Genomic DNA, 24,532 nt, shown 5'->3' with positions numbered 1-24,532 from the left:
ACGATGAAACAACAATTATTAATCGTAGATGCATATAATATGATTGGTAATTGGCCGGAACTTGCGCGGTTAAAACAGGCTGGTCGGCTCCCTGAAGCCCGGGATGAGCTGATCAACGTTTTAACGGAGTATAAAAAAATCACGGGTCTCAATATTAGCCTGATTTTTGACGCAATGTACGTTCCGGGCAATTCCAAAAGCTACCGGCAGGCTGATTTAGAAATCGTCTGGACAAGTAAGGACCAAACGGCGGATAGCTACATTGAAAAGTACGCGGCCGATAAGCAGTCACGGGTCTTGCAAGTGACGGTCGCTACTAGTGATCAGGCCGAACAGTGGGTCATCTTTTCTGAGGGGGCCTTACGCGTGCCGGCCTTAGAGCTCCGTAAACGGGTCCACGACGCGTTAAAGGAAGTGCGCCACGCGGCCGTTCGAACTCAGGACTTAGGCTCCGTGCGCAAATCACCGTGGAACGCCGATCAATTGTCAGAATTGAACCAGTATCGAGAACGTTTGGAACGCGACCACGTTAAACACCATCATAAATAGTCTTATATGGTGGTAACCGGCACGTTATAACGAGCATGTTAATAACACCAAATTAATTAATTGGTACATTGGTTTTTAGTATGAAATAAAAACGTTCGTTCGCTTGTGCTGCTGAAAAAGCCCCTGTATATTGGGGTTACAGATTCATTGGGGTGCGGTTTCTGGAAATTACAGAAACGAGGAATGCCATTTGAACGAGCAGCAATTGATTGCGTTGGCAGCACAAGGTGACGATTACAGTATTATCCGTTTAGCTGATCAATATTTGCCAGTAGTTTTAAAGTTAAGGCGCCAGTATTTCATTCGTAATTTTGATGATGACGATTGGTTACAGGAAGCCCGGATTGCGATTCACCGGGCGGCCCAGCAGTACGACGTGGCGCAACCCTGCAGTTTTGGGTCGTTTTACCGGTTACTGCTTAATAACCAGATTATTGATTTGATTCGCCGGTCCCAAGCCAAAAAACGGCGTCCCGAACAGGAAGTATTGTCCTTAGACGATGAGGAAGAGGACGTCTTGAGTGACGCGTTAGTGACCACGTTGTCGGCGGTCGACGTGGTTTACGTTCACGACCGCTTAAGTGAGTTTGGACAGCTTTGTTCCCAGTTTGAGGGGCAGGTCTTTGCAGCAATGTTAACGGGGATGACGCCCCAGGGGATCGCAACGATGCTGCAAGTGGAACTAGCACCGGTCACCAACGCAGCTGACCGGTGCCGGCGTAAATTGCGGCTCCTGCTACGGAGTCAGGCGTGAAATTGACATTCGAAAAATTCCATGCTACTGTTAAACCTGATTTATTATGGAGGTTTTGACGATGGCTCAGAAAAAAGTTGCACTGGCTTGTACCGTTTGTGGTTCGCGAAACTACACGGTGGACGCCAATCCAAATCGGACTAACCGCTTAGAAGTTAAGAAATTTTGTAAATATTGTGGAAAACATACACTTCATCGTGAAACGCGGTAGGGGGTTAAAGCATGCGCTTGTTTAAATTCTTTGGTCAAGTTGGCCATGAAATGAAAAAAGTGACCTGGCCAACTTGGCGGGAAAACCGGCGGGACTCGTGGACGGTTATTTCAACGTCCCTGTTCTTCGTGGCGTTCTTCGCTTTGTTTGATTGGATCATTCAACTCTTATTGCAGACGCTGACCACATTACATTAATGGTTTTTTAGTCGGCAATTTGGTATAATGGATTTATTGAGAGAAAACTTCGTCTTGACGAGGTTTTTTTATTTTACCCAAAACAAGGTTAAAGGAGTTCAATCATGGTCGAATCTGTAGAAAAAAAGTGGTATGTCTTACATACTTACGCTGGTTACGAAAACAAAGTTAGTTCTAACTTGGAATCCCGGGTCCAGTCAATGGGCATGGAAGACAATATTTTCCGCGTGGTCGTTCCTGAAGAAGAAGCCCACGAAGTTAAAAATGGGAAAGATAAAGTTGAAATGAAGAAAGTTTTCCCCGGCTACGTGTTAGTTGAAATGGTCATGACCGACCAAGCTTGGTACATTGTGCGGAACACGCCCGGCGTTACCGGTTTCTTAGGGTCTCACGGCCAAGGGAGTAAACCAACGCCGTTGTTGCCAGAAGAAGCGGAACAAATTCTGCATCAATTAGGGATGAGTGCCCGGCACGCTGAATTAAACGTCGAAGTTGGCGAACAGGTTACCATCATTGACGGGGCGTTCTCCGGTCTTTCTGGTGAAATCACGGAAATCGACAACGAAAAGATGAAGTTAAAGGTCAACATCAACATGTTCGGTCGCGAAACTAGTACCGAATTAGACTTTGACCAAGTTGATGAAATTAAGTAGGTTGTCGGACAAAACTATTAAGTAAGCTGGTGGGCCACCTTGGCAGAAATGATTTTAATCATCATCGGCGTTTTGATTCTTGGAATTCTGGCACGTATCGGGGTCAAGTTTTGGCAGTACGGCCGGCCCCAACACTTAAAACACGTTCCGGAAGCGACTTGCGCGGATGACGGTGCGGTCACACTATTTATTCCAGGGTATGCCGGAAACCGGTTCTCGTTTGGCGGGATGCTGCAACGGTTTGTGACCGGTGGCATTGCGAATAAATCGCTGGTGGTCATGGTTGATCGGCATAATCAGCCGCACGTGACCGGTCACTTGGACCCGTATCGTCCAATGGTCCAAGTTATTTTTGCTACGCCGCGGGTCGCGGTGCGCCAACAGGCTAACGGTATTTTAGCCGTAGTGCAGTACCTGATTGCCCACGAACACGTTCAAACGATTAACTTAGTTGCTCATTCGATGGGTGGGGTGGTCCTGTTCCAGTACCTGACTACCGCGGCTAAACTGGTCAATTTACCGGAAGTACGCAAGGTCGTGACGATTGGGGCCCCCTTTAACGATAGTGAAGTGGGTCAGAATACCTACCCGATTGAAAACCATCCGTTAACGAAGGACGGACCGGCGCAGACGACGCCCGTGTATAATTATTTTTTACGGACGTTGCAACGGTTACCCAATACGATTTCTTATTTAAACATCGCCGGTAACATTGGTGATGCGGCGCAAAGTGACGGGGCGGTCGCCCTTAACAGTGCGTTGTCCCTGCGCTTTTTACTGCGACCGGCCATTGATCAGTACCAGGAATTCGTGGTCCACGGAAAAAACGCCCGGCATTCCCGGTTACACGAAAACTACGCGGTGGATCGCCAAATCGTTCAATTCTTGTACCCGGATTCCACAAAAATGGTTGCTGGTCAAAAATAGATATGCTACAATGTCATTTGTGCGTCACGTATGCACGTTTACGTGGGAGGAGCAAAAACTCAGCTCCATTTACCACATCACGGACTAAGGAGGAATGTCTCGTGGCTAAAAAAGTAGCTAACGTTGTTAAATTACAAATTCCTGCGGGCAAAGCAACACCTGCTCCGCCAGTTGGCCCAGCTTTAGGTCAAGCAGGTATCAATATCATGGGATTCACAAAGGACTTTAATGCTCGTACTGCTGATCAAGCAGGTATGATCATCCCCGTTGTGATCACGGTGTACGAAGATCGTTCATTCGACTTCATCACTAAGACCCCACCTGCTGCCGTTCTTTTAAAGAAAGCTGCCGGTGTTGAAAGTGGTTCCGGTGAACCTAACACGAAGAAGGTTGCAACTGTAACCAAAGATCAAGTTAAGCAAATCGCCGAAACTAAAATGCAAGATCTAAACGCAGCTGACGTTGAAGCAGCTATGCGCATGATCGAAGGTACTGCTCGTAGTATGGGATTCACTGTCGAAGGCTAATTCAATACTGATGAGTACGTCGGACACTTCATCAAAATGAATGTGTCAAGTGGGAGGAAATCTCCGTTTGAACCACATTTGCAAGGAGGAAAACACTTAGATGGCAAAGAAAAGTAAACAATACCAAGACGCCGCTAAGCTCGTTGATCGTGACAAAGCTTACGATGTAACGGAAGCGGTAGACTTGGTCAAAAAAATGGATTTCGCAAAGTTTGATGCAACCGTTGAAGTTGCGTTCAAATTAAACGTTGATACAAAGCAAGCCGACCAACAACTTCGTGGCGCGGTTGTCCTTCCTAACGGTACTGGTAAAGATCAAACGGTTATCGTTTTTGCTAAGGGTGACAAGGCTAAAGAAGCTGAAGAAGCCGGTGCTGACTTTGTTGGTGAAGCTGACTTAGTTCAGAAGATCCAAGACGGTTGGTTAGACTTTGACGTCGCAATCGCAACGCCAGACATGATGGCCCAAGTTGGTCGTTTAGGTCGGGTGCTTGGTCCTAAGGGGTTAATGCCTAACCCTAAGACTGGTACGGTTACGATGGACGTTGCTAAGGCTGTTAATGATTCAAAAGCTGGTAAGGTTACTTACCGGACTGATCGTGACGGTAACGTTCACGTTCCTGTTGGCAAGGTATCATTTGATACTGACAAGTTAGTTGGCAACTTCAAGACCATTGAAGACGTCATCGTTAAAGCTCGTCCAGCCTCAGTACGTGGGACTTTCATCCAAAACTTGGTTGTTACTTCAACCTTTACCCCAGCGGTACGGGTTGACTTAGCATCATTTTAAGGATTAATTTTCTGAAAACAATTGACCCCGTAGGTGATCTGTGATAGATTACTAGAGGTTAAGTAATATCTCTACCTAAGACTCAGGCGGCCACATTGGCCTTAATCTACCTGCCGAGGACATTGTTTTTTCTCTATGTCTTGGTGGACATAGGGATTTTTTTATAAATCCCTGAACCAAAATTCTGGGAGGTGAATCTGTTGAGTAAAGAAACGATTGCTGTTAAAGCAAAAGAAGTCGAAGAAGTTACGGAACAATTAAAGAACGCCGTTTCAGCCGTTGTGGTTGACTACCGTGGTTTAACTGTTGAACAAGTAACTGATTTACGTAAGCAATTACGTGAAGCCGGTGTTAAGATGCGCGTTATCAAGAACAAGATCATGGTGCGTGCCGCTGAAAAAGCTGGTTACGACGACTTAAAGCCCGTTTTTGCTGGTCCTACTGCCGTTGCCTTCTCTGATGAAGACCCAGTTGCTCCTGCTAAAATCTTGGCTAACTTCGCCAAAACTGCCGATGCCTTACAACTTAAGGGTGGCGTTATCGAAGGTAAAGTTGCTAGTCTTGAAACTGTTCAAGAATACGCTACGATGCCATCACGCGAAGAATTATTGGCTACTATTGCCAACTTGTTACAAGCACCTGTTCGTAACGTTGCATACGCTGTTAAGGCGGTTGCTGAAAAAGGCGACGAAGACGCAGCTTAGGCTGTCGGTGTAAAAAAATAAAACTAATATAAGTTCATACAAAATGGAGGAACACAAAATGGCTTTTGATAAAGATGCTATTATCGACTCATTAAAAGAAGCTTCAATTTCAGATTTAAACGACTTAGTTAAGGCTATCGAAGACGAATTCGATGTCTCAGCTTCAGCTCCAGTTGCCGTAGCCGGCGCTGCTGGTGGCGACGCTGCCGCTGCTAAGGATTCATACGATGTTGAATTAACTGAATCTGGCGACCAAAAGGTTAAGGCTATTAAGGCCGTTCGTGACATCACTGGTCTTGGCTTGAAAGACGCTAAGGGTCTTGTTGACAACGTACCTTCAGTTGTTAAGGAAGGCGTTTCAGAAGACGAAGCCAACGATATCAAGGCTAAACTTGAAGAAGTTGGTGGTGTGGTTACCCTTAAGTAATTTCTTACTTAAAGGAACGACATCTAAAAACGCACTCACTTCGGTGAGTGCGCTTTTTTTTGCGAAAAAATAGCCATTGAACCCGGACTTCAACCGCTTCAATGGCTATTTTGCGATTAATTGCTAATGCGACTGGTTCCAGTTTTGTAATTCAAAGTAACGCCTGGTTGAACGTTAAAAATATAAACGTTGAAACTAACGCGGTTGTCGCCGATGGATTGGCCCCGCATTTGAACGCCCCGGGCTAACAGTTCGTTACCCTTAAAAATTGGTTTAACTTGATAGCGAACGTAGTGCTTAGGGTTTTCCTTGAGGTAATCGGCCACTTGGTTTTCGTAGGTGACCATTTCCGGATCGTTAAGGCTTCGGGTTCCAGTGATCAAATTTTTCCAGTTGTTATTTTGACCGGTTAGTTGGTAACCAATCAGGTGGCTGCGGTTATAGAGCCAACCGCTGCTGATTCGTTTATTATGCCAGCCGGTGGGGTCCACGTTGAGAGCTTCCCGCTTGGTTGTGGGCATTAACGACTGGTTGAGGAGGGCGTCGGCGCCCGTCGCCCGGTTTAAGTTATCGAGAGCGCCGTATTTTTGCCAAGCCCCGTGACCCGTACCGAGGTCACTCCGACTAAACGCCGGTTGGTTATGGTTAACGGCCACGGTTTGTTGGCCCGCATACGTTTTATCAGCTAACGCTGCGTTGCTTGGATTACTACCCGTTTTAACGGTCGTGGCCGCAGTTGGCTTGGTTGCCCCCGCGGCTTGATTTTTAGCCTTTAATTGATCAACCTTTTTTTGGTGCTTAGCTAAGCTGGTCGCTGCCGCCTTTAAACTGCTCATGGAACTGGAGTTGGCAGATTTTAAAGAAGCCAACTCGTGGTCGTTGGTGGGCGTGACCCAGTGGGTCTTGGTCACGTGCCTGGTTTGCGTTTTGGTAGAAGTGGGACTGCCACAACCGCCCAACGTCCCTAACGTCAATAGCAACAGTCCGGCAAGCAACCATAATTTTCGGTGGCGCTGACGTTCAGACGGCAACGTAACGTGCCAGCCAACCCAGATGAGGGCGCTAATTAGTGCTAACAGCATTAAGATTTCCATATTAGCCCCCCCTAGCGTAATGACTTACGGTAACCGGCGGCCTGAGCCTGGGCTTCCGTATTGAAGTAAACGGCATTTTTACCCGCCATCCGGTAATTCTGCCCGGTTTCGACGTGGTAGATCTTTGAGCGGCTGTTGCCGACGATGCGGCCACTTTGGGCCGTATTGGTGTCACCCGAAAAATTATTAGCCCGGGTGGTCTTAGTGGAACTGCGTTGAGTTGCGGCGGCTTGCTTGGCTGCCGTTGAACTAGCTTTTGCGGCGCTGGCAGCGGTCTTAGACGCAGCCTTTGACTGGGCCAAGGCAACGGATGCGGCCGAAGACGAGGCTGCTTTGACGGCGGCAATTGACGAGGCGCGCCGGTCACTCAGCGATTCTGCCTGTGAGCTAGCCTGATCATCGGCTTTGGCGAGGGTGCTTGCTGATTCATCCAGTTTCTTAGCGGACGCGGCACAGGCCCGACTAGCCGCCTTAGCGGACGCCCAGGCGGCACGGTTGGCCTTTGTGCGTTTCGAAACGTAGGTGGTCTTGATACTGGTATCCTTGGCTGACGTCCCCTTACTGGTGGTTGACGTGCATCCCGCCAGTAACGTCAAACTCAGTAGGGTCATTAAAATCCTTTTTGGACCATGCATGGTGGTTCCCCCCTATGTAAATTATTAATTTAATTATATAAGAAGGAAAAAGTGGGGTAAAGCGCTTTTTTAGTTGTGATGAACAAACACTGACGTGATGAACCGTCGTGAGCGTGGTGATGATAATGTCAGTTTATTAAAAGTCAATTACACTGCTGGTTAAGCTCCCTTTAAAACTCCCGTCAACGGTTGTATAAATCTGATAAGATTGCGATAATAAGAACAATTAAACTATTGGGGGAATTAACTTTGAAGGCAGCGTTACAGAAAATGGGCGCGGTACTGAATAAACGGATGGGTATGATCAAAGCCCTATTCGTTTTTTCCGTCCTGTTGTTTGTGATCACGGAGGTCGGCAAAATTGCGAAGGAAGTTAGTGGGGAACAATTAGCTACCGCCCTCGCTTCGCAAAGTTGGTGGCACCTCCTCAGCATGGTCGTCATTGGGATCATTGCGGTTACGCCAATGTTGACGTACGACGTGATGATCACCAAATTTTTGCCCAATCACTATTCTCTCGGGTACATTTTTAAAGCCGGGTGGATTACGAATACGTTTACTAACATTGGGGGCTTCGGTGGGGTCTTAGGCGCCTCATTGCGAGCAAATTTTTATAATAAGTCGGCAACGAAGAAGCAAATTGTTTTTGCCATTTCGAAAATCGCGTTATTTTTAGTTTCTGGACTGTCAATTTACTGTATGATCTCGTTAGTTCTGGTCTACGGTTTTGGCATCGGGAACGTGTACGGTAGTTACTGGATCTGGTTAGTCGGTGGGGCGCTGTACTTCCCGGCCATCTTCATTTTTACCCGCGTTAACGACTCGGAATTTTTCGATGGGTTGACCATGGGCAACGTGGTCCGGTTGCTGAGTGGGTCATTTGGTGAGTGGACCGGGTGTGTCCTGTTTTTCTTACTGATTGGGAACTTTATGCACTTACCGATCGACTTTGCCGCCGTCGTACCGTTGTTTGTGATTGCCTCGGTTGTCGGGGAGGTTTCGATGGTCCCCGGAGGAATTGGGTCCTTTGACGTGTTCATGATCTTTGGACTGGGCGCGGTCGGAGTTTCGCGACCGGACGCGGTGGCGTGGCTCCTGTTTTACCGATTATTCTACTATATCATCCCGTTTGCGATTGGGTTGGCGTTGTTCGTACACGATACCGGTCACCGGTTTAACGAACATTTGGAAGGCATCCCCAAGGTTGCATTACAACGCTTCGCACAGATGGCGTTAACGGTCTTTTTGTACGCGTCGGGCTTCTTGATGTTACTGATGTCGACGGTGCCGAACTTTGCGTACAACAATAAACTGTTTCTGCAATTCTACCCGTACACTTTTTTCTTCATTAACCAGGCCAGCAGTATTGTGATGGCCTTTCTACTGATTGGGGTGGCCTTAGGAACCGCTGGGCGGGTCAAAAAGGCGTTTTGGCCGACCGTGGTCGTTTTACTCGTGGCCATTTTGAACACCATTCGCTGGTTGGTAGTTTACGACGCAATTTCAATGAAATTCATTATTTTCCTAGTGGTGATCCTGGCACTAGTTGTCCTGTCCAGGCGGGCCTATTACCGGGAACACTTGTCATTTTCGTGGGGACAAACGCTGTGGGTCGGTTGCGTGTACGTGATCACCTTTATTCTGTACACGATCGTTGGGGTCTATAACGCTCCCCAGATTCACCACCGCCACGCGGTTCCGGAGGCCCTGTTCTTCCCGTCGCAAAAGCTGTGGGTTTTCGGGGTCATTGGGCTGGTTTTAGCGGCCATGATTTTGATTTTAATGTACCGCTACTTTGCGGCCGGTCATAACGCTCGAATTGGTCAAACGATGGATGCTCAACGAGTCAAGCACGTCATTGACACGTATGGTGGCAATGAAATTTCACATTTGGCCTATTTAAATGATAAGCTAGCCTACTATTACCAAGTGGCTGGTGAGGACCAGTTGATCTTTTTATACCAAAAAAAGGCGGATAAACTGATCATTATGGGAGAACCGTTCGGCAACCAGGATCAACTCCAAGCCGGGTTGGAACAACTGATGGACGATGCCGATAGCGACGGCTGCTCACTGGTCTTTTACGAAATTAGTGAAAGCTTAACGATGCGCTTGCACGAAATGGGCTTTGACTTCATCAAAACGGGTGAGGAGGGCCACGTTAAGTTAGCTGATTTTAGCTTGGCTGGTAAACGCCTACGCGGTGAGCGGGCCTTGATGAATAAGTTTAAGCGGGATAACTACCAGTTTGAATTGTTACAACCACCGTTTACCGCGGAAACGATGCGCGAACTCAAAGCCGTTTCGGATAGTTGGCTCGCTGGGGAAACCGAAAAGGGCTTTTCCCTAGGATTCTTTGACGAAACGTACCTCAATCAGGCCCCAATTGCGGTCGTATACAGTCCCGAACACAAGATCGTGGCGTTTGCTAACATTATGCCCCAGGGGAATGACCAGGTGACGTCGATCGACTTAATGCGGTCGAGTGCGGACGCCCCGTCTGGGATCATGGATACAGTCTTTGTGCACCTGTTTGAACAGGCCCGTGATCAGGGTTTTGCAACCTTTAACATGGGAATGGCCCCGTTATCCGGGGTGGGGGTCTCGCGTTACAGTTTTATCCAGGAAAAAATTGCCCACTTGATTTACGAGTACGGGTATCAGCTGTATGGTTTTCAAGGCTTGCGGTCGTATAAGGAAAAATACGTGACCGAATGGGAACCGAAATACATTGCGTACCGCAAACGGAATTCACTGATCTTTACGATCCTGCAACTCTTACAAGTGGTTAACACGCGGGTCAATAAGCGCAGGGGTCACCACACGTTCCTAGTACCGAAGCGGCTACAAAATAATTCACGGCATTAATGCGGCCAGGGTGTGCCAAAAGTCGGTTAAGCGGAGCCCGCTGACTTTTAGCGCATAATTATTTGGAGATGAAAACGGGGCTGTGGCTTTTGTCACAGCCCCGTTTTTTGGCATTGTAACGTCCGTCGTGACGGGATGTAACGGGGGAGTTGCTCGACAAAGCGGGCGTAGGGTTGCATGCTGGAAGGGTGGAAAGGATTTGATCAGATGGATTTAGGAACGCAGTTAAAACGGGAGCGGGAGGCCCGGGGCTGGACGCAACAATCCCTGGCTGACCAATTGCACGTGACCCGGCAGACCGTTTCACGGTGGGAAAATGGGAGTACCTACCCCAATTTAGATACGCTAGTGGCGTTAAGTGACCACTTGGCAGTTTCACTAGACACGTTGCTGAAGGCAAAGCGGGTCACGGTAGCACCGGTCGTACAACAAATTAGCCGGGACGTCCGCTTAAAACGGCGTTATCAGCGGTGGTTGGTGGGCCTAATTTGCGTCATTCTATTAATTAGCGGGGGGCTGGGATTGTTGAGTTGGGGTCACCGCTACCAAAACAGCTTGGTTGACCGCTACAACCCGTTTTTAACCACTAAGCGGGGTTACGCCGTGTTACCTGCTAGCCAAACAACTCAGACGGTGGACGCCTTCGTGGCGGATGACCCGTTTGGTGCGGGGAGCTGGTTAAAACTAACGACGGGACAGCACGGCACCAAGTACCGCTGGGCGCTCGTTCAGCACCGGGGAGCGTCGGTTAGTGGGATTCGGTTAGTGACGCGCAAGCAAATTCCCGGCGTCATGCGTGAGCAGGCCGGCAACGTTTATTTAAAGTACCACTTCCGTCAGGACGGCCCCCGAGCGAGCTGGAAGTTCTGGGACTAACGCCAAGATTTTGTTTGAATTTAGTATCGTCAACTAAAATCAGCGGGTCACTCTTAATGAGTAGCCCGCTGATTTTAATTAAGCATGCGTGATCTGCAATTTAGTTCGTATATTTGGGTGGTAACACGTGTTTAAAGTTTTGGAACCCGGTGAAAATCTCGTCAAGGTCGTGACCGTCGATGAAGAGGTCCATGTTTGCGGTTGGAGCGAAGCCCATGGTCGTACTCTTTTTGAGCATGGCGACCAGGTCGTCGTAAAAACCGTCAACGTTGTAGAGCGCGATTGGTTTTTGGTGAATGTCCATCTGACTCCAGGATAACATTTGAAGGAATTCTTCAAAGGTCCCAAAGCCACCGGGTAAGACGATGAAAGCGTCCGCTAGGTGTAACATTTTTTCTTTACGTTCGGTCATCGTTTTAGTTTCGACAAAGGTGGTCACGTCTTTGAGGGCGAGTCCGCGTTCAACTAAGAAGTGCGGGATAATGCCGATGACCCGACCGTGGTTTGCGAGCGTTGCCGTGGCGACTTTCCCCATTAACCCGTGATCGCCGCCACCGTAAACTAATTGGTAATCGTTGTCGGCCAAGTACTTGCCGAGGGCGACCGTTTTAGCCGCAAACTTAGGGTCTAATCCGGAATTGGACCCGCAAAAAACACAAACGTTATGAATTGCCATGCCTGTTCCTCCAATAAAAAACTGTAATTAAAAATGCGGCCCACGCGTGGCGCCGCATTTTTTGACTAAAAGTTAATCGCGGTCCCGTTCGTCATCGGGTTCGCCAATGTCGTAATCGGTATCCTGCATTGCTTCAACTTGGCCCAGACGGTAACCATTTCCTACTTGTGAGAAGAAGTCGTGGTTGGAGGTCCCGGTTGAAATCCCGTTCATGACGACCGGGTTAACGTCTTCCGCGGTGTCCGGGAAGAGGGCGTCTTGGCCCAAGTTCATCAACGCCTTGTTCGCGTTGTAACGACTGAAGGTCAACACTTCGTCGGACCAGCCCACTTGGTCGTAAACTAAGTGGACGTAGTTTTCTTCGTTTTCGTAGAGCTTGTAGAGGAAGTCAAACATCCAGTCCTTAAATTCGGCCTGTTGTTTTTCACTACGTTCCTTAAAGCCTAACTGGAACTTGTAACCGATGTAGGTGCCGTGGACACTTTCGTCCCGTAAAATCAGCTTAATGATTTCGGCGACGTTTGGTAACTGGTTGTGACCCAAATAGTAGAGCGGGGTGTAGAACCCAGAATAGAACAGGAACGTTTCTAGGAACACGTTAGCCACCTTTTGCTTCAGGGGGTCTTCGTCAACGTTATCGTAGATCTTGTAGATCCACTGTGCCTTATTTTGCAGGTACTCTTCACTGTCGCTCCAGTCAAAAATTTCGTTAATTTCGTCCGGCGTGTTCAGCGTTTCAAAAATCGTTGAGTAACTTTTGGCGTGAACTGATTCCATGAATTGGATATTGTTTAAAACGGCCGTTTCGTGGGAAGTCAGCACGTGTCGCCGGAGCGATTGTAAACCATCCTGAGACTGTAAGGTGTCGAGCAAAGTTAGCCCGCCAAAAACGTGACCGACGACCCAACGGTGGTCATCGTCTAAGTTCCGCCAGTCGGCCATGTCGTTAGAAACCGGAATCCGGGTGTCTAGCCAGAATTGTTCAGTTAATTTTTCCCAAGTGCTTTTATCGATTGCGTCTGAAACCTGATCCCAGTTGATAGCTTTGTAGTTACCATTACTGAGCAATTTTTGGTAGTAAGCCAAGTCTGTTGCCATCGTTTGATATCCTCCTAATGATCTAAGGTACTGCAGTGCTAGATTACGCAGCTTTCACATTCGTTAACGCCGACTTCACCGTCATCATCCGTAAAGGTCCGGATGTAGTAGATCGACTTGATACCCTTACGGTAAGCGTAGTTGCGAAGAATGTTTAAGTCACGGGTCGTCATCTTGTTCGTCCGACCGTCTTTCCATTCGTATAAGCCAGCTGGAATCGTTGAACGCATGAAGAGGGTCAAACTCATGCCCTGATCAACGTGCTGTTGTGCGGCGGCGTAAACGTCAATGACTTTGCGCATGTCAGTATCATAAGCTGACTTATAGTAACCAATTGTATCATTAGATAGGTACGGAGCGGGATAATAAATCTTACCAATTTTCTTTTCTTGGCGTTCTTCCACCCGATTAATGATTGGATGGAGGCTGGCCGTCGTGTCGTTGATGTACGAAATAGACCCGTTCGGTGCTACGGCCATGCGGTTTTGGTGGTATAAGCCGTCACGCATAACGGCCGTCTTTAACGCTTCCCAGTCGGCCTTGGTTGGAATAAAGATTCCCTTAAATAATGCGGCCGTTTTAGCGTACTTCGGTTGCCAGTCATTATTAATGTATTTATCAAAGTAGGAACCGTCGGCGTACTTCGATTTGTCGAAGTTAACGAAGGTTTCGTGGCGTTCGCGGGCGATCTCGTTGGAAGCCTTCAGTGTCCAATAGTTTAAAAGCAAGAAGTAGATGTTCGTGAAATCAACCGATTCTTTGCTGCCGTATTCCATCTGGTTCTTAGCGAAGAAGGCGTGTAAGCCCATGGCTCCTAAGCCGATCGTGTGCGCCTGGTGGTTCCCCTTTTGAATGGAAGGGACGACGTCAACGTTCGAATGGTCCGTGACGAAGGTCAGCGCGCGAACCATGGCTTCAACGGAATGCCCAAAGTCGGGGGAGGCCATTAAGTTAACGATGTTGGTGGACCCCAAGTTACAACTAATATCGGTACCCAGCTTTTCGTATTCCTGTTGGTCGTTGATCAGGGACGGTGTTTGGACCTGCATGACTTCGGAACAGAGGTTGCTCATCACGATTTTACCGTCAATTGGGTTATCGCGGTTCGCCGTATCGATGTTAACGACGTACGGGTAACCGGATTCCTGTTGCAACTTACTGATTTCGTTTTCGAGGTCGCGGGCCTTGATCTTGGTTTTCTTGATGTTCGGGTTCTTGACCATGTTGTCGTATTCCTTGGTAATGTCAACGTAGGAAAACGGTTTGCCGTACTCGCGCTCCACGCCGTAAGGACTGAAGAGGTACATGTCGGCGTCTTCCTTGATTAATTCGTAGAACTTGTCCGGAACGGTGACGCCAAGGGACAACGTTTTTAAGCGGATCTTTTCGTCGGCGTTTTCCTTCTTAGCGGAAAGAAAGGCGATGATGTCGGGATGAAAGACGCTGAGATAAACGACCCCGGCACCTTGACGTTGGCCCAGTTGATTCGAGTAGGAAAAGCTGTCTTCCAATAGTTTCATGACTGGGACAACGCCGCTGGCCGCACCATCAATGTGCTTGATGGGATCACCTGCACCCCGCAAGTTGCTGAGGTTGATCCCGACCCCGCCGCCGATTCGGGATAATTGTAAGGCGGAGTTGATCGTCCGGCCAATCGAGTTCATGTCGTCGGTTGATTGGATCAAGAAACAGGAAATTAATTCACCACGGCGGGCCCGGCCGGCGTTTAAGAAACTAGGCGTTGCGGGTTGGTAACGTTGATGAATGATTTCGTTAGCGAGGTCCATGGCGAGGGTTTCGTTGCCGTCCGCGAAGTAGAGGGCGTTCATGGCTACCCGGTCAATGAAGTTTTCCAAGTAGTAATCACCGTCGTCTGTCTTTAACGCGTACTGGGCGTAAAACTTATACGCGGCCATGAACGTCTTAAAATGAAAGTTCTGCGCCTTCAAGTAGTCGTAGAGTTTTTCAATGAAGCTAAAGTCGTACTTGTTAACGGCGTCCATTTCTAAGTAATTATGGCTTTCGAGGTAATCGAAGCGGTCTTTTAAGCTCGCAAACTGTTTGGTGTTGGGTTTGACGTTTTGTTCCAAAAACGCGGCCAGGGCGTCCTGATCCTTGTTTAACGGAATCTGATTATTAACGGGGATGTTGATTTCATTATTTAAGTCGTAATACGTAACGTCCTTTAAATCTTTTAAGCTCATAAGGAATCCTCTTTCTATTCAGTGTGAGTGGAGACGGGTCAAAGTGGACGACCCACAATCAGTATGGCTATTGATTGTGGGTCGTTATAAAAAGTTATCCTTTAACCGGCTATGTAACCACGCAAAAAAGCGCGGTAAGTTAAACAGCTAATTGTTTTAAAGCGTCTGGACGGAAGCCGGCAATGCTGTCTTCACCGGTAATTTCGACCACTGGAACCGCGTGAAAGCCTTGATCCTTCAAGTAGTCCACGTATTCCGGATTAGTATTGATGTTCTTTTCTTCAAAGGCCACGTTGTGCGCCGTGAGGAACTTTTTGGTCATTTTGCATTGCATGCAGTTGTTTTTAGTAAAAACCGTTACTTTTTTCATTGTTATCACCCTTAATTCGTTTTCTCGATAAACACAGTATACAACATGTGGGGGAAAAAACAATCAAAAAACACAACATCTGGGGGGCTTGAGATGAGCTCAAACTACAAGATGTTGTGTTAATGACGGCCTTTAACCATTGTTAAAAAACTTTTTTTATTTTATTGTTGTTCCTTCTGAGAATCAGTTATCATAGATATAGATTAAAAATCAGAGGAAAATATTTATGACTAACTATTATTATACACACAATCCCGAAGTTGTGCATGACGAAAAACAATGGAATTTTGAAATTTTTAACCACCCGTTTAAATTTACAACCGACAACGGGGTGTTCTCTAAGCGGACCGTGGACTACGGTTCCCGCACGCTGTTAGCGGCCTTTGATCCTAGTGCCTTACCGGCTGGCGCGATTCTTGATCTGGGGACCGGGTACGGCCCAATCGGGATGGCGTTAGCTTACCAGTCGCCCGAACGGACGGTTGACATGGTGGACGTCAACGAACTGGCACTGAGCCTGGCCCGAAAAAACACGGCGTTAAATCAAATCACTAACGTTAACATTTTTACGTCCGACGTTTATGAACAGGTAACGAAGACCAACTACGCGGCCATTGTAACCAACCCGCCCGTACGTGCTGGAAAGCACGTGGTAGACGCGATGCTCACGGGAGCGTTACCACGCCTAGTCGTTGGCGGCACACTGACGGTCGTTCTGCAAAAAAAACAGGGGGCCCCGTCGGCTAAAAAGTTGATGCAGACGACCTTTGGTAATTGCCAAATTATTAAGAAGGATAAGGGGTACTATATTTTACAAAGTGTAAAGGAGGGTTAACGGTGAGTGAAAAAACGGCGGAAGACTGGATGCAGGAAGCCCTTCACGAAGCGCGGATGGCGTACTTGATCGGGGAAGTTCCGATTGGGGCGGTCATCGTGCACGACGGCGAGATTATCGGCCGGGGTCATAATTTACGGGAACATGGTCAGGATGCGACGATGCACGCGGAGATCATTGCGATTCAGGAAGCTTGTGAGTACTTGCGCAGTTGGCGCTTGGAAGACTGCCAACTTTACGTCACGTTGGAACCGTGCCTGATGTGCAGTGGCGCCATCATTAACGCGCGCATTCCGGAGATGTTTTACGGCGCGCGGGACCCCAAGGCCGGGGCCGTCCGGAGTTTATACCAAGTGATGGACGATACCCGCTTAAATCACCAGGTCACGGTACACGAACGGGTCTTGGCCCGGCCAGCTGGCGAAATGCTAGAAAACTTCTTTCGCAGTATTCGTAAACGGAAGAAGGCCGAGAAGAAAGCCCGCAAAGCCGCGGCCGAAAAAAATTAAACCGATGGCTGGTAATCTCCCTTTAAATCATGTATTATAGTATTTGCCGTAAGGCCTTAAGGCAAGGGTGGATTTACGAATCGTGTCAGGTCCGGAAGGAAGCAGCACTAAGTTTGCTTCATCTTGTGCCTTAAGTTTTTATGAAATGTAACAGCTCTTAGCCATTCGGTTGAGAGCTTTTTATTTAAAATCAAACGAACCAAACAACGTGCAGCCAGTGGGCTAGTGAGAAAGGAAGATTCGCATGTATCGGGCATTATACCGGGTTTGGCGCCCCCAACGCTTTGATGAGATCGTTGGTCAACAAATGATTACCCAAACGTTAAAAAATGCCATCATGACCCACCAAACGAGTCATGCGTATTTGTTTACTGGGCCGCGGGGGACGGGGAAAACGTCCGCTGCTAAAATTTTTGCCAAGGCCATTAACTGTCACCACCTCGTGGACGGGGAACCCTGCAACGAGTGTGACACTTGTAAGGCCATTACAAACGGCCAGCTCAACGACGTCATCGAAATTGACGCGGCTTCCAATAACGGGGTCGAAGAAATTCGGGACATCCGGGACAAGGCCAAGTACGCGCCGACCGAGGCCGACTACAAAGTCTACATTATTGATGAAGTCCACATGTTATCGACCGGGGCCTTTAACGCTTTACTAAAAACGCTGGAAGAACCACCGGCTAACGTGATCTTCATTTTAGCCACGACCGAACCACATAAAATTCCGTTGACCATCATTTCGCGAACTCAGCGGTTTGATTTCCGCCGGATCACGGCCAAGGATAGTTACGACCGGATGGTGTACATTTTGAACCAGAAGGACGTTACCTACGACGAAAAGGCACTGCGGGTGATTGCCCAGGCCGCGGAAGGCGGGATGCGGGACGCTCTCAGTATTTTGGATCAGGTGATCTCGTTTGGTGATAATACCGTTACGCTTGACGACGCTTTAATGGTGACCGGGAGCGTAACCAAAAAACTAATTGCCGATTACGTTGAGGAAGTTACGAACCACGTCACTAAGCCGGCCCTTGAAACGATGCGGGAAATCTTACAAGAAGGTAAAGATGCTAACCGATTTATCGAAGATTTGATTAGTTACATGCGCGACGTGTTACTCTATCAGCAGGCCCCGGAAATGGTCGACAGCGTGGCGATGGGGGAAGACGACAAACGGTTTGAAGACTTCGCTAAGGGAATCGACGCCGAAGTGTTGTATCAAATGATCAAAACGTTGAACGATATTCAGCAGCAGATGCGCTTTACGACTCACCCGGACGTTTATTTGGAAGTACTGACGGTCAAGTTAGCCCAGTTAGACGGGCAGTCGGCGCAACCAGCCGCTACGGCCGCCGTTAACCCCGGCGACCCGACCGTACAGAAGCTGGCGAGTCAGGTTGAACAGCTCCAAAGTGAACTTAAGACCCTTAAGAGTCAGGGCGGCGCGCCCAAGGCCAACCGGGTCAAACAAACACCGAAGAATGGTCCCGCCGTGCGCAAAGTTAACGTGAGCCAGATCTACCCGATTTTGGATAGCGCGAAAAAGAACGACTTACTGAAGATTCGCGACGTCTGGGGCGATTTGATGAACATTCTCAGTGTGACGCAGCGGGCCCTAATGCACGTGGCCCAACCAGTTGCGGCGAGTGACGACGGTCTGGTCGTCGCGTTTGACTACGCCTTTATTTACCAAAAGGCGACCGATGACCAAACCTTGATCGACGCCCTCAGTAACGGCTTAGACCGGTTAATGGGACAGTCACCAAAGATTGTTTGCGTTCCGAAGGACCAGTGGCCCCAGATTCGTAAGGACTACTTGGCTACCCACCAACCCGGTGGTCAGGCCGCAAAGCCGGCCCCCAAAGCCGAACCGGTCGTGGACCAGGCTAAGCACATGTTCGGCGACTTAGTTGAAGTTAAGCCGGACTAAGAAAGTCACGTGCTGGGTAACAAAAACTTCAAAGGTTTCCGTTAAAATAACGATAATAATTGATAACAACTAATTTTGATCCTGAAAGGAACTGATACTTATGATGCGTGGTATGGGTAATATGCAAAACATGATGAAACAAATGAAGAAGATGCAGGCACAAATGTCCGCCGAACAGGAAGCTTTAAACGAACAGACTTTTGAAGGCACGGCTCCCGACGACATGGTCAAAGTGACCTTTACCGGTGACAAGAAGATGCAGGATATCACCATTAACCCCGATGCCGTGGATCCCGACGACGTGGACATGTTACAAGACTTAGTGTTAGCTGCCGTTAACGACGCTTTGGGGAAGGTCGACGCTCAGACCCAGAGCACGATGGGCAAGTACACCAAGGGATTAAAGTAAAACATTAGAGTGAGGTAATTGCATGCAGTATCCAGAACCAATTGCTAAGTTGATCGATAGTTACATGAAGCTGCCCGGCATTGGTGGTAAGACTGCGACCCGCTTAGCATTTTATACGATCGACATGGATGGTGACGACGTGACTGAATTTGCCAAGTCACTGGTCGCGGCTAAACGGGACCTGCACTTTTGCAGCATTTGCGGGAACATTACCGAGGACGATCCCTGCGTGGTTTGTCGCGATAAGTCCCGTGATCAAAGTACCGTACTGGTCGTTGAAGAAGCCAAGGACGTTATGGCCATGGAAAAGATCAAGGAATACAACGGCTTGTATCACGTGTTACACGGGGTCCTCTCACCGGTAGACGGCAAGGGCCCTGAAGACATCAACATTGCCAGCTTGTTAAAACGGCTGCAACAAAACGATGCCATTAAGGAAGTCATCATTGCGACGAACGCCACGCCGGAAGGGGAAGCGACTGCCATGTATATTTCACGGCTAGTTAAACCGGCGGGCATCAAGGTCACCCGTTTAGCCCACGGATTATCGGTTGGTAGTGATATCCAGTATGCCGATGAAATGACGCTGTTTAAAGCGGTTGAGGGACGTCAAGAGATGTAATTGGGGGCATAAGAGATGTTTAGAAGAAGCAAGAAGATCAAACAACCCAAGGAAGTTTTTGACCAGCAGTTATTAAATACCTTAAACACGGCCAAGGTTGATTGGGACCGCGCTAAGGAAAATGAACAGGCGATTTACGACAATAATACTAGTGAACTGGTGACCCAAACGGCGCTCGCCCGGGCTAAGTATTTATACTTGTACCGTGAAGCGCGCCGGCGGCAGGTTCACGGGCAGACGATCCAGCGGTCGGTTATTGATAATTAAGCCTAAAAAGTTCGGGACAACGTTCCCGAACTTTTTTAATACTAGTAAAAACACAATTGGTAGTGGTTAATGGAAAAAATCACCACTCAAAATACCCTCGCTAGTGGTGAGCGGGTTAGACATGGCTTCCATAATCAAGTACAATTATCACATATACGTAAATTAGAGAATCTAGATGGGATGGGGAACGTTGACAGGAAAATTAGTTACTTTTGAAGGCCCGGATGGAGCCGGTAAAACGTCAGCTTTGAACGCCATCGTGGCTGACTTACAGCCGCGGTTGGGGGATCGGTTAGTGGTGACGCGTGAACCCGGTGGTAACCACATCTCAGAAGCCATTCGCGCGATTATTTTGGACCGTAAGAACACGATGATGGACGATCGTACCGAAGCGTTATTGTACGCGGCGGCTCGGCGGCAACACATTGTGCAAGAAATTTTACCCGCATTACAAAATGACCAGTTAGTTTTATGCGACCGTTACATCGATAGTTCAATTGCGTACCAGGGGGCTGGTCGTGGTATTGGTGAGCAGGCCGTTTATGATATGAATCAGTTTGCGACCAAGGGGCTGACCCCCGACTTGACGTTATACTTTGACGTTGACGCGGCCGTGGGCTTGCAACGAATTCAGACCCACCGACAAAATGAAATTAACCGCTTAGACGTGGAAGCCCTGAGCTTTCACCATAAGGTCCAGGCGGCCTACTTACGGCTTTTAGCCGATCACCCGGCGCGTATTAAGCGGGTCGATGCCAGTCAGCCGTTGGAACGGGTCGTTCAACAAGCCTTACAAATTATGACGGCCCAGCTACCGGCATATTTAGGAACGGAAGGGAAGTCGAAATAATGAAACTAATTATTGCCATTGTGCAGGATAAGGATAGTAACCGGCTGAGTAGCCAGTTTATCGAAGCTAACGTCCGGGCAACCAAACTTTCAACCACCGGGGGCTTCCTGCGTTCCGGTAACACGACGTTTATGATTGGAATCGACGATGACCGGGTCAACGAAGTCCTAGAAATGATTAAAAAGACCAGCCACGCCCGTGAGCAGTTTATGACGCCCCCCGTTAACTTGGACGTAACGATGGACGGAGCCGCGGCGTACCCGGTCGAGGTGCAAGTGGGCGGCGCGACCGTCTTCGTCTTACCAATCGAACAGTTCCATCAATTTTAAAGACTAAGGGTGGTTTAAATGGCAACGACTGATTCGTTAGCCGCAACGTTGGCTGCCAAACAACCACGGTTACTAGCGGCGTTTCAACACATCATTAAACAAAATCATTTGGCTCACGCCTACCTGTTTGCGGGCATGGAGGGGGCCGGACAACCGGAACTCGCCCGGTGGATCGCCCAGCGGCTGTTCTGTTTACACGTCGTTGACGACCAACCGGACGGCACCTGTGAAGAATGCCTGCGGATTGCCAACGGTTCACACCCGGACATCGTCACGGTGGCTCCGGACGGACAAAGCATCAAGGTTGATCAGGTCCGCTACTTAAAGTCCGAATTCTCCAAGAGTGCCGTTGAAGGTAACCGGAAACTCTTCATTATCGAGGACGCTGAAAAGATGACCGCGTCGGCCGCCAACAGCTTATTGAAGTTTATCGAGGAACCCAGCGGCAACGTGACGGCGTTCTTACTAACGACCAATAAGCAGTTGATTTTACCGACCATCATTTCACGGACCCAGGTGATCGAATTTCCACCGCTAAACGCCCAGGCCCTCCAACAAACGTTTGAGGCGGCCGGAATCACCCCCCCAATGGCTCAGATGTTACGGGGATTGACTAACAGTGTGACCCAGGCCCAGGCGTTATTGGAAGAGGACTGGTTACCGCAAGCGGCTCAGGCCCTGTGGCGGTGGTTTGATCAAGTCGTAAAGGGCGAGCCCCGTAGTTTTGTGGCGGTTCAAGTCAATTTGGTGGGCTTGGCGAAGGATGCGAGTCATCAATCGGTCATGCTGGACCTGATTGCGGCACTTTTTCAAGACTTATTACAATTACATTTTCAAGTTGACGAGCAGCAGGAATTAACGTTTGGTCAGTATGCCAGCGAATTGACGGCGTTGACCGATCAGTTGGGCTCCCGGCAGTTAGTTGAAGCGACCGAGTTAGCTTTGACGGCTAAACGGCAGCTCGCCAGCAACATTAGCTTTCAAAACGTATTAGAGGGCCTAACCTTGAAGCTATGGCCCATTTTTCAGACAAACGCTTAAATAAAGGAAAACGAGGGTGAGCGCGTGGATAAGCGTGATTTATACGATAGTTTTGGCGATATGGAACAACAGATGCAACAAATGCTAGACAAGATGGCTAAGTTACGCGCCGATATGACGACCGTGTTGGAAAAAAATGCGGAATTGGTCATTGAGAACGAACATTTACGGGAGCACATGGTAGAAATTGAAAACGAACTGCCGAAGAAACCCGCGGGCACGACCACGCTTTCGAAATCCCGGCAAAACTTAGAAAAGCTGTACGACGAAGGCTTTCACGTCTGCAACCAATTTTACGGTAAGCGGCGTGACGATGATGAATCCTGTGTCTTTTGCCTAGAAGTTATTTACGGCGAACGGGAACGGGCTTAGTACGCAGAGGAGGAAGGAACGGTTGGAAACGCAACAGAGCTTTGCTGATCACGGGGGCGTTGGGACGCTGTACTTGGTGCCCACCCCGATTGGTAATTTACAGGACATGACTTACCGGGCGGTCGCAACCCTTAAAACGGTCGATTTAATCGCAGCGGAAGATACCCGCAACACGCAAAAGTTGCTAAATCATTTTGAAATCACGACTAAGCAGATCAGTTTCCACGAACACAATACCCAGGAACGGATTCCGCAACTGGTTGCCAAGTTGGAAGACGGCGTTAATCTAGCGCAAGTTAGTGACGCCGGGATGCCGTCGATTAGTGACCCGGGTAAGGAACTGGTGGCGGCCTGCGTCGCGAGTCAGATTCCGGTGGTTCCGTTACCGGGAGCTAACGCGGGGTTAACGGCGTTGATTGCTTCGGGATTAGTCCCCCAACCGTTTTACTTTTACGGCTTTTTACCCCGTAAGAAACACGAACAAAAAGACGTCCTAGCCACCTTAGCTAAACGCCACGAAACGGTGATCCTTTACGAATCCCCGTTCCGGGTGGCGAAGACCCTGAGTACCTTAGCAACGGTTTGTGAGGGGAGCCGCCAAATTGTGGCTTGCCGGGAACTGACCAAGCGCTACGAAGAGTTTGCCCGTGGAACGTTGGATGAGATGGTGGCCTGGTCACAGGACCACCAGCTAAAGGGTGAGTTCGTACTGTTGATCAGTGCTAACCCTGACACGAGTGAACCGGCCCAAACGGACGAACTAGCTCAGCTGCCAATTAAGGCCCAGGTAGAAGCGCTGATTGCGGCGGGGGATAAGCCCAACGCCGCAATTAAGGCGATTGCTAAGCGCCGGGAGCTTTCCCGGCAAGCAGTTTACAATGAATTTCACGGTTTAAAAATGAATGGTGAGGAGAATTAAAATGGCCAATTTAGGCGCAGCAGCCAGCGTATATAGCGAAGAACACCGCATCACGTACTATGAATGTGACCGCACGGGACGGGCGACCTTGGCCACGTTGATCGACATTGCCGTTTTGGCATCGGAAGATCAGAGTGACGCGTTGGGGTTAACGACCGACTTTGTCCAGAGTCACGGGGTGGGCTGGGTCGTCACCCAGTACGCCATTGACATTACCCGGATGCCGCGTCAAGACGAAGTGGTCACGATTGCCGTCCGTGGAACGGCCTACAACCCGTACTTTGCGTTTCGGGAATTTTGGATTCGCGATGCTCAGGGTAACCAGTTGGCTTACATCACGAGTATTTGGGTGACGATGAGCCAGACGACCCGGCGCATTGTTAAAATTTTACCCGAGCTGGTCGAGCCGTACCATTCGGAACAGGTCAAACGGATTCCGCGGTTACCCCGACCAATTAGTTTTGAGGAAACTGCAACGACTATCAGCAAGCCGTACCAGGTGCGCTTCTTTGACATTGACCCGAACCGGCACGTGAACAACGCGCACTACTTTGACTGGTTACTGGATACGTTGCCGGCAGAGTTTTTGTTACAGCACGATTTATTACACGTTGACGTCCGTTACGAGAACGAAGTCCAGTACGGGCACACGGTTGATGCCAAGGTCAATATTTTACCCGCCGAGCAAGCTGACCAAGTTAAAACCAGTCATTTGATTCAGGTTGGCGATGAAAAGTGCTGTGAAGTGACCATTTTATGGCAAACGCTAGCGGAACCCATTAAATAAGCAGTTAAAACGCAGTCGTCATTCGTGACGACTTTTTTGTTTGTTCAAATAAACTGGCTTACCGAACGGGCAATTTTTAAAGCCGCAGGGGCCCTGAAT

The 24,532-nt window shown here is 48.8% G+C and carries 30 protein-coding genes, 1 other RNA gene and 1 other annotated feature; of the genes, 25 read left to right on the top strand and 6 right to left on the bottom strand.

The genetic code is table 11. The annotated features are described in order from the left end of the window. The first annotated feature begins 3 nt into the window (after window positions 1-3). From D1831_RS00500 to rplL, 10 genes are all read left to right on the top strand, one after another. The gene (locus D1831_RS00500; RefSeq protein WP_125070620.1) at window positions 4-549 is read left to right on the top strand and encodes a YacP-like NYN domain-containing protein; all 546 of its coding nucleotides are present in this window, start codon (window positions 4-6) and stop codon (window positions 547-549) included. A gap of 190 nt (window positions 550-739) precedes the next feature. After that, window positions 740-1,303 (top strand): sigma-70 family RNA polymerase sigma factor, encoded by a 564-nt coding sequence (locus D1831_RS00495; RefSeq protein WP_125070618.1) that lies wholly within the window; start codon window positions 740-742, stop codon window positions 1,301-1,303. A 61-nt stretch (window positions 1,304-1,364) separates the two neighbouring features. Then, complete coding sequence (gene rpmG / locus D1831_RS00490) at window positions 1,365-1,514, top strand: 50S ribosomal protein L33 (RefSeq protein WP_057706903.1); 150 nt, start codon at window positions 1,365-1,367, stop codon at window positions 1,512-1,514. Window positions 1,515-1,525: 11 nt separating this feature from the next. Beyond that, window positions 1,526-1,711, top strand: coding sequence for a preprotein translocase subunit SecE (gene secE, locus D1831_RS00485; protein ID WP_125070616.1), 186 nt, complete (start codon window positions 1,526-1,528; stop codon window positions 1,709-1,711). A 104-nt stretch (window positions 1,712-1,815) separates the two neighbouring features. Then, window positions 1,816-2,364, top strand: coding sequence for a transcription termination/antitermination protein NusG (nusG, locus tag D1831_RS00480; RefSeq protein ID WP_125070614.1), 549 nt, complete (start codon window positions 1,816-1,818; stop codon window positions 2,362-2,364). Between the two features lie 48 nt (window positions 2,365-2,412). Beyond that, window positions 2,413-3,291 carry an alpha/beta hydrolase gene (locus D1831_RS00475; RefSeq protein WP_225422741.1) on the top strand — a complete coding sequence of 293 codons (879 nt, stop codon included), beginning with the start codon at window positions 2,413-2,415 and terminating at the stop codon, window positions 3,289-3,291. A gap of 101 nt (window positions 3,292-3,392) precedes the next feature. Then, the gene (rplK, locus tag D1831_RS00470) at window positions 3,393-3,818 is read left to right on the top strand and encodes a 50S ribosomal protein L11 (RefSeq protein WP_003640942.1); all 426 of its coding nucleotides are present in this window, start codon (window positions 3,393-3,395) and stop codon (window positions 3,816-3,818) included. Window positions 3,819-3,918: 100 nt separating this feature from the next. Continuing rightward, window positions 3,919-4,608 carry a 50S ribosomal protein L1 gene (gene rplA / locus D1831_RS00465; protein ID WP_125070611.1) on the top strand — a complete coding sequence of 230 codons (690 nt, stop codon included), beginning with the start codon at window positions 3,919-3,921 and terminating at the stop codon, window positions 4,606-4,608. Between the two features lie 56 nt (window positions 4,609-4,664). Continuing rightward, window positions 4,665-4,779, top strand: a sequence feature (ribosomal protein L10 leader region). A 29-nt stretch (window positions 4,780-4,808) separates the two neighbouring features. Beyond that, window positions 4,809-5,312: a 50S ribosomal protein L10 gene (gene rplJ, locus D1831_RS00460; protein WP_125070609.1), complete on the top strand. Its 504-nt coding sequence runs from the start codon at window positions 4,809-4,811 to the stop codon at window positions 5,310-5,312. 58 nt (window positions 5,313-5,370) lie between these two features. Then, the gene (rplL, locus tag D1831_RS00455) at window positions 5,371-5,739 is read left to right on the top strand and encodes a 50S ribosomal protein L7/L12 (protein ID WP_125070607.1); all 369 of its coding nucleotides are present in this window, start codon (window positions 5,371-5,373) and stop codon (window positions 5,737-5,739) included. A gap of 116 nt (window positions 5,740-5,855) precedes the next feature. On the opposite strand, the gene D1831_RS00450 is transcribed toward rplL, so the two are convergent. Next, entirely contained in the window at window positions 5,856-6,833 is a 978-nt protein-coding gene (locus D1831_RS00450; RefSeq protein ID WP_125070605.1) for a DNA/RNA non-specific endonuclease, read from the bottom strand. An 11-nt stretch (window positions 6,834-6,844) separates the two neighbouring features. Next, a complete protein-coding gene (locus tag D1831_RS00445) occupies window positions 6,845-7,468 on the bottom strand; it encodes a sunset domain-containing protein (RefSeq protein WP_125070603.1) in 624 nt (207 codons plus the stop codon). A gap of 249 nt (window positions 7,469-7,717) precedes the next feature. On the opposite strand from D1831_RS00445, the gene mprF reads away from it, so the two are divergent. Continuing rightward, window positions 7,718-10,336 carry a bifunctional lysylphosphatidylglycerol flippase/synthetase MprF gene (gene mprF / locus D1831_RS00440; protein WP_125070601.1) on the top strand — a complete coding sequence of 873 codons (2,619 nt, stop codon included), beginning with the start codon at window positions 7,718-7,720 and terminating at the stop codon, window positions 10,334-10,336. 207 nt (window positions 10,337-10,543) lie between these two features. Next, entirely contained in the window at window positions 10,544-11,212 is a 669-nt protein-coding gene (locus tag D1831_RS00435; RefSeq protein ID WP_125070599.1) for a helix-turn-helix domain-containing protein, read from the top strand. Window positions 11,213-11,312: 100 nt separating this feature from the next. Here D1831_RS00435 and D1831_RS00430 read toward each other — a convergent pair whose 3' ends face one another. The 4 genes from D1831_RS00430 to D1831_RS00415 all read right to left on the bottom strand — a co-directional run bounded on the left by D1831_RS00430 (window position 11,313) and on the right by D1831_RS00415 (window position 15,560). Continuing rightward, complete coding sequence (locus D1831_RS00430) at window positions 11,313-11,888, bottom strand: LOG family protein (protein WP_125070597.1); 576 nt, start codon at window positions 11,886-11,888, stop codon at window positions 11,313-11,315. Window positions 11,889-11,960: 72 nt separating this feature from the next. Then, window positions 11,961-12,986, bottom strand: a complete 1,026-nt coding sequence (nrdF, locus tag D1831_RS00425) for a class 1b ribonucleoside-diphosphate reductase subunit beta (RefSeq protein ID WP_125070595.1) — start codon at window positions 12,984-12,986, stop codon at window positions 11,961-11,963. Between the two features lie 38 nt (window positions 12,987-13,024). Further along, window positions 13,025-15,190 (bottom strand): class 1b ribonucleoside-diphosphate reductase subunit alpha, encoded by a 2,166-nt coding sequence (gene nrdE, locus D1831_RS00420; RefSeq protein ID WP_125070593.1) that lies wholly within the window; start codon window positions 15,188-15,190, stop codon window positions 13,025-13,027. Window positions 15,191-15,329: 139 nt separating this feature from the next. Further along, entirely contained in the window at window positions 15,330-15,560 is a 231-nt protein-coding gene (locus D1831_RS00415; protein ID WP_125070591.1) for a redoxin NrdH, read from the bottom strand. A gap of 226 nt (window positions 15,561-15,786) precedes the next feature. Here D1831_RS00415 and D1831_RS00410 point away from each other — a divergent pair, with 226 nt between their 5' ends. From D1831_RS00410 to D1831_RS00350, 13 genes are all read left to right on the top strand, one after another. Then, entirely contained in the window at window positions 15,787-16,395 is a 609-nt protein-coding gene (locus tag D1831_RS00410; RefSeq protein ID WP_125070589.1) for a class I SAM-dependent methyltransferase, read from the top strand. A 2-nt stretch (window positions 16,396-16,397) separates the two neighbouring features. Beyond that, window positions 16,398-16,904, top strand: coding sequence for a tRNA adenosine(34) deaminase TadA (gene tadA / locus D1831_RS00405; protein ID WP_125070587.1), 507 nt, complete (start codon window positions 16,398-16,400; stop codon window positions 16,902-16,904). A 47-nt stretch (window positions 16,905-16,951) separates the two neighbouring features. Beyond that, window positions 16,952-17,049: signal recognition particle sRNA small type (gene ffs / locus D1831_RS00400), an RNA gene on the top strand. Window positions 17,050-17,148: 99 nt separating this feature from the next. Continuing rightward, on the top strand, window positions 17,149-18,837 hold the full coding sequence (gene dnaX / locus D1831_RS00395) for a DNA polymerase III subunit gamma/tau (RefSeq protein ID WP_125070585.1): 1,689 nt from the start codon (window positions 17,149-17,151) through the stop codon (window positions 18,835-18,837). A 100-nt stretch (window positions 18,838-18,937) separates the two neighbouring features. Next, on the top strand, window positions 18,938-19,246 hold the full coding sequence (locus D1831_RS00390) for a YbaB/EbfC family nucleoid-associated protein (RefSeq protein WP_125070583.1): 309 nt from the start codon (window positions 18,938-18,940) through the stop codon (window positions 19,244-19,246). Between the two features lie 22 nt (window positions 19,247-19,268). Then, window positions 19,269-19,868 (top strand): recombination mediator RecR, encoded by a 600-nt coding sequence (gene recR, locus D1831_RS00385; RefSeq protein WP_125070581.1) that lies wholly within the window; start codon window positions 19,269-19,271, stop codon window positions 19,866-19,868. A 15-nt stretch (window positions 19,869-19,883) separates the two neighbouring features. Continuing rightward, entirely contained in the window at window positions 19,884-20,135 is a 252-nt protein-coding gene (locus D1831_RS00380; RefSeq protein ID WP_125070580.1) for a YaaL family protein, read from the top strand. Window positions 20,136-20,310: 175 nt separating this feature from the next. Beyond that, on the top strand, window positions 20,311-20,985 hold the full coding sequence (gene tmk, locus D1831_RS00375) for a dTMP kinase (protein WP_125070577.1): 675 nt from the start codon (window positions 20,311-20,313) through the stop codon (window positions 20,983-20,985). After that, window positions 20,985-21,314 carry a cyclic-di-AMP receptor gene (locus tag D1831_RS00370; protein ID WP_125070576.1) on the top strand — a complete coding sequence of 110 codons (330 nt, stop codon included), beginning with the start codon at window positions 20,985-20,987 and terminating at the stop codon, window positions 21,312-21,314. Before tmk ends, D1831_RS00370 begins: the two co-directional genes overlap by 1 nt. An 18-nt stretch (window positions 21,315-21,332) precedes the next feature. Further along, window positions 21,333-22,355 (top strand): DNA polymerase III subunit delta', encoded by a 1,023-nt coding sequence (gene holB, locus D1831_RS00365; protein WP_125070574.1) that lies wholly within the window; start codon window positions 21,333-21,335, stop codon window positions 22,353-22,355. A 24-nt stretch (window positions 22,356-22,379) separates the two neighbouring features. Next, the gene (locus D1831_RS00360) at window positions 22,380-22,727 is read left to right on the top strand and encodes a DNA replication initiation control protein YabA (protein ID WP_125070572.1); all 348 of its coding nucleotides are present in this window, start codon (window positions 22,380-22,382) and stop codon (window positions 22,725-22,727) included. Between the two features lie 22 nt (window positions 22,728-22,749). Beyond that, the gene (rsmI, locus tag D1831_RS00355; protein WP_125070570.1) at window positions 22,750-23,646 is read left to right on the top strand and encodes a 16S rRNA (cytidine(1402)-2'-O)-methyltransferase; all 897 of its coding nucleotides are present in this window, start codon (window positions 22,750-22,752) and stop codon (window positions 23,644-23,646) included. A gap of 1 nt (window position 23,647) precedes the next feature. Then, entirely contained in the window at window positions 23,648-24,433 is a 786-nt protein-coding gene (locus D1831_RS00350; protein ID WP_125070568.1) for an acyl-[acyl-carrier-protein] thioesterase, read from the top strand. Window positions 24,434-24,532 lie beyond the last annotated feature (99 nt).

Origin of the sequence: Lactiplantibacillus garii (assembly GCF_003885105.1) — a bacterium.
Classification (GTDB): Bacteria; Bacillota; Bacilli; order Lactobacillales; family Lactobacillaceae; genus Lactiplantibacillus; species Lactiplantibacillus garii.
Note: the sequence above shows the minus strand (reverse complement) of the source record. Positions and strands in the feature narration are given on the sequence as shown.